Here is a 14,070-nt window from a genome sequence, read left to right as displayed (position 1 = left end):
GTGAACACTGCCGAGCATAGCTTCCTCTCCCGCCACAAGACCGCCGTATTCGCGGCCCTGGCGGGGGCCGTCATACTCCTACTCGAGTGCGTCGTCTTCAACCTTCCCTTCTGGACCACCCTGAGCGCGAGCCGCGATTCACAGGCGGCCCTGAACACCCTCGGACCGGGACTCTCCCGGCAGTCGGACGGCACGATACGTGTGAACGACCCCGCTTCGGCGTTCCTCATGGTGGACGCGGACGGCAGCTCGCGTTTCGTGCGTCTCGACCCGGCCGAGTCGACGTTCCGTTTCACCTCACCGGCCGAAGTGTTTGGCGCCAACAAGGATGAGACGGCAAGCCAAACGGGGCCGGGAGCGGCCCACCAAGGCCTTCGGTCCTCGTTCCATATCCGCATCGACGCCAACGGACGGGCCTCGCGCACACGTTCCGTCTCCACGCACGTGCCCAATTCCCTTTTCCTGACGGTTCCATCGCTCAACCCCTCACCGCAGGTAACCCATTTCAAGGTCTGGATAGAGGAGCCTGCGGGCACGCAGGTGGACATCGCCGCCGTGCATGCCAACGTCCGCGTGCCGTTCCACGCCGACTGGGGACGCGTGCTGGCCATGGCCGCCGTGATGGCGTTGCTCGCCCTGTGGATGCCTGGCTCAAAGCTGTGGCGCGTCCGGCTCAACACCGCGAGCGGCCGACAGCATCTCACATTCGCGGGATTCATCGCCATCGCCGGCGTCCTGGCCGCCCTGGCCATTGTGCGCGAGCTTTGGTCGGCCAATGCCGCCGCCTTCCACGAACCCGGCAACTACACTTACGATTTCAACCAATATGGCCACCTGGCCGACGCATTGCTGCACGGCCGTGTTTCAGTCGACCTGCCGGTCCCCGACGCACTGAGACAGGCCGCCAACCCCTACGATCCGCAGGCCCGTGAGGCATTGCTCGCCCACGGCGTCTCGCCGATCTACTGGGACTATGCCTATCACGACGGCCACTGGTATTCGTATTTCGGCGTCCTGCCGGCCCTCTTGCTCTTCGCGCCGTACCGTCTGGTCACCTCGTGGTTTACCCCTGGCGGGTTGATGCTGCCATCTGGCGTCGCCGTGGCCCTGCTGCTGTTCGTCTTCGTGGTGTTCGGCTCGCTGCTCGTCATCAGGGTGCTCAAGATGGCAAGGCCTTCCATCTCCTTGGCCGCCACCAGCATGGCCATCACCGTTTTCTTACTGGGCTCCCAGGCCGGATATCTGGCATTCCGCATGAACTTCTACTCCGTGCCGTTCGCGGCCTCGCTGGCCCTGAGCGTCATGGGCCTGTGGTTCTGGCTGGGCGCCATCGTGTCCCCAAACCAAGATGGCCATATCTCCTCCCCAGCCGGAAAAGCCCACGACGACGACACATCACCATCTTCTCAACGTCATACGCTGGCCATTGGCGACGCCCCTGCGCTGTCCTGGCCGCATCTGGCGGCCGGGTCGCTGTGCCTCGCGGCCAATTTCGGCTGCCGGCCGACGTTCACGTTGATCGCCCTGCTCGCCTTCCCGATCTTCTGGCCGCAGATCCGCGCGATGTTCCATAAGGCCCCAACCTCAGCCGCCCCATCCAAACGCAAGGCCATCATCGGCGCGCTGGCCGCCGTCCTGCTGCCCGCACTGATCGTCGTGATACCGCTTTGCGCCTACAACGCGGCCCGTTTCGGCTCCCCCATCGACTTCGGCGAGCGCTACCAGATCACGGTCGCCGACATGACCCATTACCGCAACGCCCTGGTGAACCTGCTGCCAACGCTTGGCTACTATTTGTTCCTGCCGTTGCGCCTCTCACACGAGTTCCCCTTCACCACCATCAATCCGACGCCCTTGCCGTCGTGGAGCTACACCGAACCGATGGTGGGCGGGTTGTTCGTACTGTGCCCGGCGCTGTTGCTGGTGGCCTTGCTGCTCCTCCCCCGAGTACGGCGGCGCATCCGTCGTTCCGGCCTGCTCCGCGTCACATTGACGTCCCTGCCGCTTGCCCTGCTGTTGCTTCTGGTCGACACCCTCAAAGGTGGCATCGGCTGGCGCTACATGGTCGATTTCAGCTGGATTGTGGCCTTGGCCGCCACCGTGGTAATGGCCGCGGTAACCGGCGAAGCCGGGCCTTGCCGCGCCACGGAACGCACTTCGATGGCGTCACCAACCGATATGGCAAAGGGCGGAATACCTGTATCGTCACCGGAACCGAACCGGCGTCATCAGTTTGGAAGACTGAGGCTTCATCGTGACGCTACATCCAAAACTTCACGCCCGCGTATCGATTGGGGCCGTGTGGCCATCCGCCTCATCATGCTGCTGCTTGTCATGCTGAGCATCGTCCTGGCGTTCCTCATCATGTTCGTCCCCGGCCGTGAGGACGCCCTGACGCGCACCGATCCCGTCCTTTTCCAAGCCGTCATGTCTTGGTTCATGGTCTGGTGAGATTAATGTAATACATCAAATAAGGCGCGAATGAAGTTTCCGGGGGTTCGCCCGTCATCATTGAAATAGGCACGAACAAATCAGGCCTTATGCCTCGATCTCTTTAGAAACGGCGGCAAGAACGGCACGAATATTACGTTCGAAAACTTCCGGCTCGGGCAGCAGGGAGACGGCGAGATAGCCGTTCTCGGTCATGTCGAAGTAATAGCCGGGCTGGCCGGTCAGGTTGAAATCGCGGACGAGCCGCAACACCAAGGCGTTTTCGTCGACGACCGAGGGGAAACGCAGGAGCACGTTCCAGCCTCCTTCGACGCGAAGCACCGAGACCAAGCCGGCTGTGTCCTCGTCAAGCATGGCGTGCAGGCACTTGAGATTGGTTCGGGTGCGTTGTCGCACACGCTCCAGCTGAACGGGAACCGCCGCAAGCAGCTCCGGCATCCGCGTGGCGATGATGTCGCTGAACGGCAGGTAGTCGTCCGCGATGATGTCAAGCCTGCGCTGCGCCTCGGCGACCAGGTCATCCGGCCCGCTGACCTCAATCCACCCGACCTTGGCGTGCGGGGCGGCCAGCAACTTGGAGAAGCCGTCAAGCGCAAAGACCAGCGCGCCCGGCTCCCCCGCCAGCCGACGGTTGCCGGTGAATGGCTCCAACGAATAGTCGAAGAACACCTCGTCGGCGATGATGGCGACCCCATGCTCGCGGCACAGCGCCACCAGAGCCTCGCGCTCGTCGGGTTTGACGTAGGAGCCCGTGGGGTTGTTGGGGTTGATGAGGACGATGGCCCGCACCTTGTGGCCTTCCGGGCTTTCCAGAAGCGCACGCAGCCACGCCACGTCGATGAACCACGACCCGTCGAACCCCAGCTGGTATTCCAAGGTGACCACGTTTTCGAGCCCACCAATGGACTCGATCAACGGATAGCCGGGCTTGGGCCCCAGAACGATGTCGCCCGGGTCGCACATCAGCTTGAACAGCCAGGTATATGCCTCGGATGTGGAACTGAGCAGGTAAAGCCGGTCGGGATCGACCGATGCTAAAGGATTTCGGCCTCCACTGGTTTCCTCGAGATTTCGCTTCGTCAGAAACTCGGCCAATTGCCGGCGCGCCGACAACGGCCCACGCGGCTCGGCGGTGTAGACGCCCGGCACCTCCTTGGGGGCAAGGCCATGCCTAGTCGGGTTGGAATCATTGACGGTGCCGAGCTTGATTCCCCGGCTTCTGGCCGCGGCTTCGGCCTCGGCAATGCGATTAAGCCTGGTCGAACCAACCCTTGACGAAAAACGCATGATCCTCCATCCCAGATACTGATTCGCGAATACTGATTTTCAATCATCGATTTCCGGCACTGACGACACCGACGGCCGCCAAACGCCATCAATGACTACCGACTTTCAACGCCCAAGGATTCGCAATTAAAAACAACACTACAAAGCACCGTCACAACGGAAAAGTTCCGCCCAACCTTACGTTGGACGGAACCCATAAAGAGATCTCAGACGAGCTTGGTGGTCGCGTAATACGCGGCGCCGACGATGCCCGCCTCGTTGCGCAGCTTGGCCTGCACAATCGGGGTCTTGATGTCGATGTAGGGCAGGAACTTGTCGGCCATACGGCTCACGCCGCCGCCCACAACGAAGAGGTCAGGGCTGAAGTACTTCTCCAGCAGGCTGTAATACTTGGTCAGGCGCTTGGCCCATTTCTTGTAGCCGAGGCTCTTCTTGTCGCGCACCGAGGAGGCCGCGTACTTCTCGGCGTCGCCCTTGCCCTTTTCGAGCTGGATATGGCCGAGCTCCGTGTTGGGGAGCAGCACGCCGTGATAGATGAGCGCCGTGCCGATGCCGGTGCCCAGTGTGGTGGCGATGACCAGGCCATCCTCGCCCTTGGCCGCGCCGTACTGCTGCTCGGCAAGACCCGCCGCGTCCGCGTCGTTGACCACGGTGACCGGGCGTCCGCAGGCCTGGGAGAAGACCTCGGTGACGTCAAGGCCGATCCACGACTTGTCGAGGTTGGCCATGAAATCAAGCGGCTTGCCAGGCTTGATGGGGGCGGGGAAGGCGATGCCCACCGGAGCGCCAGCGGGAACCTCGAAATGCTCGAGTTCCTCGCGCACAACGGCCGCGATGGCATCCGGGGTGGAGACCTCGGGGGTGAGGATCTTCAAACGAGGCAGGGCGAACTCGCCCTTTTCCAAGTCCACGGGCGCAGCCTTGATACCCGAACCGCCAATATCCACGCCAAAGGCCTGTGCTGTTTCAATCATCGCTAACCCCTCTTGGTACACTGCGGAATAAAAGAATCGTTGACATTCTATAGCATCCGATAGCCAAACGGCACGAATCCACTGCCAAATCAGCCCCAACGGCGCATAGTCTGTCGAACGCTGCGCTAAAGCCAACGCCAGATTTCAATGAATCAGTTCCGCTTTTAAATAGCGATGATTCTTATCCCATTCAGCATATACAAGTCAAGAATGATCGAAAACTCCGGTCACTTCAGCGGCGGCATCGGCTGCCAGTTCGGGTCGTGGAGCAGCTTGCGCGAATCGACCCAGCCCTTGGCAATGGCCTTGAGACCAGTCTTGACGTGCTCACGGTCGACGGCGACGAGTCGGATGACCTCTTTGATGGCGGTGAGCAACGTGCCCAGGCCGAACAGGGCCGGACGGAAATCGCCATGGGTCATGAAGTAACGGGCCATGTAGCCGCGGTTGCGCATGATGTGGTAACGGTTCATGTCGGAGGTCGAGTTCAGCTGGCGCAGGCCGGCGATGTCCCAGTTGCCGATATCGCGGGTGCGCTGGATGATCTTGTCGTTGACCACGATCGGGTCGGTCACCTTGCTGGCGAGGTAGCCGTAAATCGTGTCGTCCCAGTAGATGAAGAAGCGCGGGTCGGGCAGGCCGATCTGCTCGACGATGTTGCGACGGAACAGGCCGCCCTCGAAGCACATCGTGTCCATCGTGCGGTAGCCGGAAGGCCCGAACGCCGCGGGGGCGATGGGGTTGGGGATGCCGAGCGGGACGATGAAATCGTACTGCCAGTAGAAGTCGCCGCCATCATAATCGAGACGCGAGCCCTGAATGACATCGTGGCGCGGCGTCCATTTGGCGAGCTGCCCGATGGCGTTGGGGAGCACGGCCACGTCGTCGTCCATCACCCAGAACCATTCGGCGCCAAGCTCGTAGGCCTTCTTGACCCCGTTGGAGAAACCGCCGGAACCGCCGATATTGCCTTCCTGGGGCGCGTAGACCACACGGCTGGTGTTGCCGCTCTCGTCCGGTTCGGTCCTGCCCCAGTGGGCGTCGAGCGCGTCGCGGAACTGGCGGACCATCACCTCGGTGTCCCCACTGTGCTCGTTGTCGACCACGACCACGCGCCATGGGGCGACTTTCAGCGCCTTGATGGAATCGAACAGCCGCGCCAAGAGCTTCTGGCGCTTGTAGGTCACCACGACGATGGCCAGTTTGTCGATCGGAGAGACGTCCGAGACCTTGACGCCCTTATCTTCGGTTTCGCTAACTTCCATGGGTTCCTCGTTTTCAGTCATATCCTTATTCTTGCACCGCCACTCGATGGCGAGCCATCGCCCAATCAGGCCCATCACGAAAATGGCGGAATGAAGCCAATCTCACGCATAAAGCAATCCACCTTTCGGCTTTGCACGGACAGGCCTTGCGCGATGACCACACATACGGGTATAGATGGAGAGGCAAGTTTCAGGGAAGGTGAAATTCCTTATTGGCGGTAACGACACTGTCGGTTTCATAACGACAGCATTGCCGAAGCCCGCGAGCCGCGAAAGCGGTCGATCCGGTAAGAATCCGGGGCCAACGGTTACAGTCCGGATGAAAGAAACGGGGCTCATCATGAGCGATATTTCTGATACCCAAAATCCGTCATTAACCAATGACGATCACGGCACTGCGGATTCGACGGAAACCACAAATTCGGCAGATTCCATAGACTCCGTAAATTCCACGAACGCCGCCGAAACCAAGGATTCCACAACGGTCACGGATCCGACCGACACCGAAATCCCTGAGGAAAACGGCGGTGCCCACCACGACAAAACACAGTCGTCGCACTCCACCGGCGTGGCCGACAAAGGCCGCTGGTCGACGCAGCGCATCGCCATCTACTCGCTGTTCGTGGCGTTGGCGATGGCCGCCTCGTTCATCGAATTCCCCATCATGCCCGGCGTTCCGTGGCTCAAATACGATCTTTCGGGCATCATCTGCCTGGTCGCGGGCTTCGCGTTCGGACCCATGGCGGCCTTCATCGTCAGTGTCCTGAGCTGGATTCCCCACCTCTTCATGAACCCGTGGGGCGCGATCATGTCGATCGCGGTCTCGGTGTTCCTGAGCGTTCCGGCGGCCATGGTCTACAAGCGCATACGCACCCGCATGGGCGCGTTGGCCGGCATCCTCGTCGGCGTGCTCTTCGGCCTCATCGCGGCCATCGGCGGCAACCTGCTGATCACGCCCATCTACGCGCACATGACCACGGCGCAGGTGCTGAAGATGGTCGTGCCGATCCTCCTGCCGTTCAACCTCATCAAATTCGCGATCCACGGCGTGGTGACCTTCATCATCTACAAGCCGATTTCGAACCTCTTGAATCGATAGACATCCTCCAATGACCATCGCCTTCGACAAACCAGCCAACGCCGAGTCCTCCTCGCCCATCAACGAGACGGGCCCGGCGCCAGCATGCGTGGCCGCGCGTCTGCGCGATGTCGGATTCAGCTATGACGGCGGGGCCTCCTGGGTGTTGGACGGCATCGACCTCGACATCAAGGCCGGCGAGCGCATCTGCCTGGTGGGTCCGAACGGCTCGGGCAAATCCACGCTGGCACGTCTCATCGTGGGACTCGCCTCGCCCGACAAAGGCTCCATCACCCTGCTTGGCCGCAACGTGTTCCACGACGGAAAACCCGACAGCGACAACTACCGCAACGCCCGCAAGAGCATCGGCGCCGTCTTCCAGAACCCGATGGACCAGATCATCACCACCGTGGTGGGCGACGATGTCGCGTTCGGCCCCGAGAACCTGGCCCTCGACCCGCAGCTCATCACCGAGCGCGTCTACGAATCGTTGGATGCCGTGGATATGGGCAACACCCTGCTTGACGATCCGTCACGCATGAGCGGCGGCCAGCAGCAGCGCATCGCCATCGCGGGGATACTGGCCATGTCGCCGTCCATGATCGTTCTTGACGAGCCCACCGCGATGCTCGACCTCGAGGCGCAGCATGATGTATTACAAGTCCTCGATAACCTGCAGCGCTCCGGAACCACCATCATCCACGTCACCCACCGGCCCGAGGAACTCAAACACGCCGACCGCATCCTGAGCCTGGAACACGGCAGGCTCGTCGAGCTGGACCAGACGCAGGCCGCGTTGAGGCTTTCGGTGACCAATGCCGACGACACTGGCCTGCTGAAGCCGGATGGGCTCATCATCGAAGACGATTCCCGGAAAGCCCGCGTTCCCAAGGAAACCAATGATTCCACGGCGTCCTCAAATGAACCAGCCATCCGTTTCAACCACGTCTCCTATCGGTATCCGAAATCAAGCACGGACACGCTGCATGATTTCTCGATGCGTATCGAACAGGGCGAGGTCGTGGCCATCATGGGGCGCAACGGCACCGGCAAGACGACGCTGACCAGGCTCATCACCGCGTTGGCGAAACCCGACAGCGGCGCCATTCAAGTGGCGGGCATCGACCTCACCTCGATGTCACGGCGCGACAAGAAGGCGCTGCGCTCGAGTGTCGGTCTGGTGATGCAACAGCCGGAACAACAGCTTTTCGCCGAGACCGTACGGCAGGACGTGGCCTATGGGCCCAGCAACCAAGGGCTGCCGCAACAGGTCGTCGACCAGCGCGTCAACCGGGCGCTGAACCTGCTCGGCCTCAGCGGACTCGCCGAGCGCTCCCCGTTCTCACTTTCCGGCGGGCAGCAACGGCTCACGGCCATCGCCGGCATCATCGCTTGCGACCCGCGTATCCTCATCCTCGACGAACCTACGGCCGGGCTCGACGCAAGCGCCAGCGAGCGCATCTACGCGCTGATGCGCACGCTCAACGCGCACGGCGTGACGATAGTCCTGATCACCCATTCCCCGCGCCAGGCGCGTCAGCTCGCCGACCGTGTCATCACGCTGGGCGAGCCTGTGGCAGATCGGAATGGCAAAAAAAGCGAAAATGGCAACCCCATCCAACGCAATGACCAGGCCAACGGCGAAACCGGCACGCCCTCCGCAATCGATGAAGCCGCCGATTCCTCGTCCTCGCCGGCGAGCAACAAGTCAGACAAGCCCGACAAACCCACATCGGCCCGGCGAACCGAAAAATCCGAAATCAATAGCCAATCCGACTCAAAGAGCAAAGCCAAAGCTCAAGATGAATCCAGCACTGTAAGTAAGCCCGTCAATCAAGCCCATCGGCAAAGCGTCATCGAGCGGCTCGACCCGCGCGTGAAACTGGTCGTATTCCTTGTGCTGATGTTCACCTCGTTCATGGTCAGCTCCCTGCCACAGCTCGCCTTGACCGCCGTGATGGTCGTCGTCCTGGCCGCCGCGGCGCAACTCGGCCCCAAGCGGCTGTTCCGTTCGATGCGCGGATTCCTGATACTGCTATTGGTGATGGGCGTCGTCAACATGCTCTTCGTGCGCACCGGCAAGCCGCTAGTGACGTTCTGGAATTTCCCAATCACCGACGAGGGCGTGATGGCCGCCGTGCTCTACACCTGCCGTTTCGGACTGGTGATCCTGCTGGGGATCATCCTCCTGCAGACCACGACGCCCACGGCGCTGACCGATGGTTTCGGCTCCCTGCTCTCCCCGTTGCGCAGACTCGGGTTGCATACCCAGGAGCTGGCGCTGGTGATGAGCCTGGCGTTGCGCTTCCTGCCGACGCTGGCCGCCGAGGCCCGCAACATCATGGACGCGCAGGCCGCTCGCGGCGGCAGCATCGAAACCGGCTCTCCGACCAAGCGAATCAAGGCTCTGGGCGCCATTATCGTCCCCATTTTCGCCGGGGCGCTGCGCCATTCGGACAACCTTTCGCTGGCGCTCGACGCGCGAAGCTACGAGGAGGGGATCCACCGCACGCACTGGCACGCGATGCGGGTGAGCGCAAAGGATGTCGTCTTCATGGTTCTGTGCGCGCTGTACCTGATGGCACTGATCAGTCTTAAGACCGGGATCCTGTCGGTGGTCCGGCTCTAGGAAAACCGGAAATCAAGTCGCAAAAGGACAAAAACGAAACCTCGAATTCATCTCTTTTGCGACGTTATCTGACAAATCCTGATAGAGTGGAACCAAGCCTCAATCAGACTGTTTTGCTTTTCAAAGGAGACGATATGCACGCACCACGTAATACTGCTATAGAACCATTCGCCATCGAGCACGCCACCGTGGCCACTGGCGACCTCGACGGCCGCACCCTGAGCGACACCACCATCGTCGTGGACGGCCTCGGCAAGATCCGTGAAATCGGCCCCTCGTCGGCTGTTGTGGTGCCTCCGGGCTACCACAAGCTGGACGGCACCGGCAAGGTCGTCTCCCCCGGCATGATCAACGGCCACACCCACACGTTCTCGCAGGGCAAACCGCTCGACCCCAAGGGCAGCACCCCCGAAGGCCAGCGCAAGACCGCGAAAATCATGCACTCGGCGCCGGGCAAGCTCTTCATGTACGAGACCAGCAAGTCCAACATCATGACGCTTCTGAACTCGGGCGTCACCACGATCCGCACCGTGGGCGACGTCGGCTATGAGGTCGTCGCCATACGCGACCGCATCAACGCCGGCAAGATGGTCGGCCCGCGCATCATGGCCTCCGGCCCGATGCTCGCGATTCCCGACGGCCACGGCGCGCCGCTGGTCGCTTTGGAAAGCAGCACACCCGAGGAATCACGCAGCGAGGCCGAATACAGCATCGACCACGGCGTCAACGCGCTGAAGATCGCGGCCACCGGCGGCGTCACCGACTCCCAGGTGCTCGGCGAGGCCGGCGCCCCGCAGATGACCACCGAGCAGATGCGCGCCATCTGCGAAGCCGCACACGCCAACGACATCATCGTCGCGGCGCACGCCCAGAGCGAGGAAGGTGTCCGCCGTGCGTTGAAGGCCGGCGTCGACACCATCGAGCACGGCTGCGCGCTGGATGACGAGCTGACCGAACTCTTCCTGAACAACCCGAACTCGCTTCGTGGCTACAGCGCGCTGGAGCCCACGCTTTCCGCGGGCCTGCCGATGAAGTACCTCTCGCAAGAGACCTTGAACATGACCGATATCCAGATGCAGAACTCCGTGCCCGTGGTCGAGGGCATGGTCAACGGGGCCAAGCAGGCGCACGAGGCCGGCATCAAGGTCGGCGTCGGCACTGACACCGCCATGCCATTCGTGCCGCAGTACGGCACCTGGCGCGAGATGGCGCTGCTGGTCCGCTTCGCGGGCTTCACTCCCGCCGAGGCCTTCCACGCCGGCACGCAGGTCACCGCCGAGATCCTCGGCCTGAGCGACGAGACCGGTTCGTTGGAGGTCGGCAAGTCCGCTGATCTGCTGGTGTTGAGCGAGAACCCCGTCGACAATCTGCGCACGCTTGAGAAGCCGCTGCTCGTGGTCGCCGCCGGACACCCGATCTTCCATCCGCAGGTCGAACGCTTCGATGACATGGAGGCCCAGCTCGACGAGGCCTATAAGTAAAGCCTAATTTCTCAAAATCATATACAAAGAAATCCGCCGCCGATCTTATGTATCGGCGGCGGATTTCTTGTAGCTTGCTCTCTGTTCCATGCATGAGAATCGTCTGACTTACATGTATTACAACCGTCAAATCATGGCAACATGAAAATCCTCATCCGTACGCAGCAAAACACGCGAGGCTAGAACATGCTTGGACTTCAGCGATGCGCGTTGTCCTGCAACGGCTCGACATGGGCGTAACGGCGCACGTTGGCCACGGCGATGTCGATGATGCGGGCGGTGTTGCTCGCCAGATGGTCGCCGCCGGCGACATGCGGGGTGATCAGGCAACGCGGCTCGTCCCAGAGCGGATGGGAGGCCGGCAACGGCTCCGTTTCGAACACGTCGACGCCGGCGCCGCGAATCGCCTTGCGGCTCAATGCCTCGGCCAAGGCGTCGTCATCGACGGCATCGCCACGGCCGCCGTTGATGACGATGGCGTCCTTTTTGAGCATCGCGAGCCTGCGCGCGTCGATGAGATGATGGGTATCGGCCGCGCGCGGCAATGACAACGCGACCACATCGGCCTGTGGCAACAGCGTATCCAGCTCATCGAAACCATGCATCTCGTCGATGCCGTCAACGGGCTTGTCGGCGCTGCGGCGCACGCCAACGGTATGCATGCCGGCGCCCTTGGCGAGCCGGGCGAAATGCGAGCCGATGTCACCGGTGCCGATGACCAACGCGGTGGCGCCGTTGGGAGTGAGCACCGTCCCCTCATCGTGCCAGTGATATGCCGTCTGGTCGCGCACGTAGAGCGTGAAGTTTTTCATCAGCGCCCACATCATCGCGATCATGTGTTCGGAGACGGCCTGCCCGTACGCGCCGGTAGCGCTGGTGATGGTGACGTCTTGGGCAAACAGGCCCGGCTTGAGATACGCGTCGACACCGGCGCTCCAGGTCTGCAGCCATTCGAGGTTGGTGAATTGGCCGGCCAGCGACGGGTCGAAATTGCCGAGCACCGCCGTGGCTTTTCCGCGTAGCGCTTCAGGGACATCCGCCTTCACTTTCATGTCGCCGAAAAGGTTCGGATCACCGCAGAATTCGATGGGAACATCGCCCGCCGCATCGATGAATCGTTGCTTGTCCTGATCACCGACAGGTATGCAGTTGACAATGAGTTTATCGTTGCTCTGCGCGTTCATGGCCATGTTCCTCCTATAAATCAATAACTTCTATTACTTAACAATAACCGACGCATCTGAAAAACGATTGCTGAATCCGAGTACGTCGTTGGCTCTGAATCGGTTATCAACCAACGACGACCATCAAGCGGTCATCACTGAATCGACAACAGAATCGTGATTCCTATTATATTAGCCATATCAACAACAATCGCCTAAAGACCAAAATCGACGGCAAAGCCCTGAAAGACCGACATCAATCGTTTCCAGGCTCGTTTCCATCAGTCCGATGGCGATCATCGCCCTCTGTACGATCATTCGGTTTCCGGCCATCGCCATGTTCCCGCGGCACCCCACCATGCAAGATCCCGCGGATTCTTTCAAGCCTCGGCCCAACCTCACGTTCATAGCCGCGGTCGTTGGGATGGTAGTATTCGTGCCCCACCAGCTCGTCAGGCATGTACTGCTGCGTGGCCACGGCCCCCGGCGCATCATGAGCGTAGATATAGCCGTCCTTGTTGCCCCAGTCCTTCATGAGCTTGGTTGGCGCGTTGCGCAGCCAGAGCGGCACCTGGCCGATCATACCCGCGTCGACGTCGGCGAGCGCCTGGTTGATGGCGTTGTAGCTGGCGTTGGATTTGGGCGCGGTGGCCACGGCGATGACCGCCTCCGAAAGGATGATCCGTGCCTCGGGCATGCCGACCATGGCGACGGCCTGCGCCGCGGCGACGGTGAGTTCCAGGATCTGCGGAGCGGCCATACCGACCTCTTCGGCCGAAGCGATCATGATGCGACGGGCGATGAAACGGGGATCCTCCCCCGCCCGCAGCATGCGCGCGAGATAATGCAACGCGGCATCGGGGTCCGAGCCCCGCATCGATTTGATGAACGCGGAGGCGACATCGTAATGGTCGTCGCCGTCCTTGTCGTAGCGCACGGTGGCCGAATCCATCACCTTCGAGACGATGTCAGGGGTGATGACCGGTTTGCGAGCGCCCTTCTTGCGTTCCTTGTCGCCGGTGACCGCGCCCGCCGCCGCCTCGAGGATGGTCAGCGTCTTGCGCCCGTCTCCCCCGGCCATGCGGATGATCTCGCCCACCGCCTCGTCGCTGGCTTTCACTTCGCCCTTAAGCCCGTGTTCGCTTTCCAGCGCACGGACAATCAAGGTTTTCAGGTCGTCAGGTTCCAACGATTCAAGTTTCACGACCACCGACCGGCTCAACAACGGCTTGTTGATGGAGAAACTCGGGTTCTCCGTGGTGGCCCCGATGAACGTAACATCGCGGTTCTCGACGCTGGGAAGCAACGCGTCCTGCTGGGACTTGGAGAAGCGGTGCACCTCGTCGATGAACAGCACGGTCTCGCGCCCCTGCGTCACCAACCGCTCATGGGCGCGTTCCAACACGGCTCGCACATCCTTGACACCGGAGGTGACGGCGGAAAGTTCCTCGAAATCACGCCCGGATTGCTGCGCGACGATATAGGCCAAGGTGGTCTTACCAACCCCCGGAGGGCCAAACAGGATGATTGAGCTTGGTGCGGTCAGCGACCCTTTCGACGCCGGACTGGCAAGCCGGCGCAATGGCGAGCCCTCCCCCAGCACCTGCTGCTGCCCCACCACGTCATCAAGCGTCGTCGGCCGCATCCGCACGGCGAGCGGACGGGTCACGTCTTCGGGCGCATCAGCGGCACTGAACAGATCTTCGGTCATATTCGTATTCTATACTCCACATTCGAACATT

At 61.4% G+C, this 14,070-nt stretch carries 9 protein-coding genes and 1 riboswitch; of the genes, 4 read left to right on the top strand and 5 right to left on the bottom strand.

The genetic code is table 11. The features are described from left to right. Complete coding sequence (locus OZX73_RS03885) at positions 1–2,451, top strand: glycosyltransferase (RefSeq protein ID WP_277150829.1); 2,451 nt, start codon at positions 1–3, stop codon at positions 2,449–2,451. 87 nt (positions 2,452–2,538) lie between these two features. On the opposite strand, the gene OZX73_RS03880 is transcribed toward OZX73_RS03885, so the two are convergent. The 3 genes from OZX73_RS03880 to OZX73_RS03870 all read right to left on the bottom strand — a co-directional run bounded on the left by OZX73_RS03880 (position 2,539) and on the right by OZX73_RS03870 (position 5,977). Beyond that, complete coding sequence (locus OZX73_RS03880; RefSeq protein WP_277150827.1) at positions 2,539–3,738, bottom strand: pyridoxal phosphate-dependent aminotransferase; 1,200 nt, start codon at positions 3,736–3,738, stop codon at positions 2,539–2,541. Between the two features lie 206 nt (positions 3,739–3,944). Beyond that, the gene (ppgK, locus tag OZX73_RS03875) at positions 3,945–4,712 is read right to left on the bottom strand and encodes a polyphosphate--glucose phosphotransferase (RefSeq protein ID WP_277150825.1); all 768 of its coding nucleotides are present in this window, start codon (positions 4,710–4,712) and stop codon (positions 3,945–3,947) included. Positions 4,713–4,939: 227 nt separating this feature from the next. After that, complete coding sequence (locus OZX73_RS03870; protein ID WP_277150919.1) at positions 4,940–5,977, bottom strand: glycosyltransferase; 1,038 nt, start codon at positions 5,975–5,977, stop codon at positions 4,940–4,942. A gap of 182 nt (positions 5,978–6,159) precedes the next feature. Continuing rightward, a riboswitch (FMN riboswitch) is annotated at positions 6,160–6,312 on the top strand. A 5-nt stretch (positions 6,313–6,317) separates the two neighbouring features. On the opposite strand from OZX73_RS03870, the gene OZX73_RS03865 reads away from it, so the two are divergent. The 3 genes from OZX73_RS03865 to OZX73_RS03855 all read left to right on the top strand — a co-directional run bounded on the left by OZX73_RS03865 (position 6,318) and on the right by OZX73_RS03855 (position 11,165). After that, positions 6,318–7,076 carry an ECF transporter S component gene (locus OZX73_RS03865; RefSeq protein WP_348519464.1) on the top strand — a complete coding sequence of 253 codons (759 nt, stop codon included), beginning with the start codon at positions 6,318–6,320 and terminating at the stop codon, positions 7,074–7,076. 10 nt (positions 7,077–7,086) lie between these two features. Next, positions 7,087–9,684, top strand: a complete 2,598-nt coding sequence (locus OZX73_RS03860; RefSeq protein WP_277150823.1) for an energy-coupling factor transporter ATPase — start codon at positions 7,087–7,089, stop codon at positions 9,682–9,684. Between the two features lie 134 nt (positions 9,685–9,818). Then, complete coding sequence (locus OZX73_RS03855) at positions 9,819–11,165, top strand: amidohydrolase family protein (RefSeq protein WP_277150821.1); 1,347 nt, start codon at positions 9,819–9,821, stop codon at positions 11,163–11,165. 197 nt (positions 11,166–11,362) lie between these two features. Here OZX73_RS03855 and OZX73_RS03850 read toward each other — a convergent pair whose 3' ends face one another. Together OZX73_RS03850 and OZX73_RS03845 are read right to left on the bottom strand one after the other, a co-directional pair. After that, positions 11,363–12,349 carry a D-2-hydroxyacid dehydrogenase gene (locus OZX73_RS03850; protein WP_277150917.1) on the bottom strand — a complete coding sequence of 329 codons (987 nt, stop codon included), beginning with the start codon at positions 12,347–12,349 and terminating at the stop codon, positions 11,363–11,365. A 235-nt stretch (positions 12,350–12,584) separates the two neighbouring features. Next, positions 12,585–14,039: a replication-associated recombination protein A gene (locus OZX73_RS03845; RefSeq protein ID WP_277150819.1), complete on the bottom strand. Its 1,455-nt coding sequence runs from the start codon at positions 14,037–14,039 to the stop codon at positions 12,585–12,587. Positions 14,040–14,070 lie beyond the last annotated feature (31 nt).

Origin of the sequence: Bifidobacterium sp. ESL0775 (assembly GCF_029395475.1) — a bacterium.
Lineage (GTDB): Bacteria > Actinomycetota > Actinomycetes > Actinomycetales > Bifidobacteriaceae > Bifidobacterium.
This window is presented reverse-complemented; position numbering and strand designations above follow the sequence as displayed.

What these genes read in the sequence shown, in the direction of transcription:
- OZX73_RS03880 (WP_277150827.1), bottom strand. Translation starts at nt 3,738, where the DNA reads ATGCGTTTTTCGTCAAGGGTTGGTTCGACCAGGCTTAATCGCATTGCC.
- ppgK (WP_277150825.1), bottom strand. Translation starts at nt 4,712, where the DNA reads ATGATTGAAACAGCACAGGCCTTTGGCGTGGATATTGGCGGTTCGGGT.
- OZX73_RS03870 (WP_277150919.1), bottom strand. Translation starts at nt 5,977, where the DNA reads ATGGAAGTTAGCGAAACCGAAGATAAGGGCGTCAAGGTCTCGGACGTC.
- OZX73_RS03865 (WP_348519464.1), top strand. Translation starts at nt 6,318, where the DNA reads ATGAGCGATATTTCTGATACCCAAAATCCGTCATTAACCAATGACGAT.
- OZX73_RS03860 (WP_277150823.1), top strand. Translation starts at nt 7,087, where the DNA reads ATGACCATCGCCTTCGACAAACCAGCCAACGCCGAGTCCTCCTCGCCC.
- OZX73_RS03855 (WP_277150821.1), top strand. Translation starts at nt 9,819, where the DNA reads ATGCACGCACCACGTAATACTGCTATAGAACCATTCGCCATCGAGCAC.
- OZX73_RS03850 (WP_277150917.1), bottom strand. Translation starts at nt 12,349, where the DNA reads ATGAACGCGCAGAGCAACGATAAACTCATTGTCAACTGCATACCTGTC.
- OZX73_RS03845 (WP_277150819.1), bottom strand. Translation starts at nt 14,039, where the DNA reads ATGACCGAAGATCTGTTCAGTGCCGCTGATGCGCCCGAAGACGTGACC.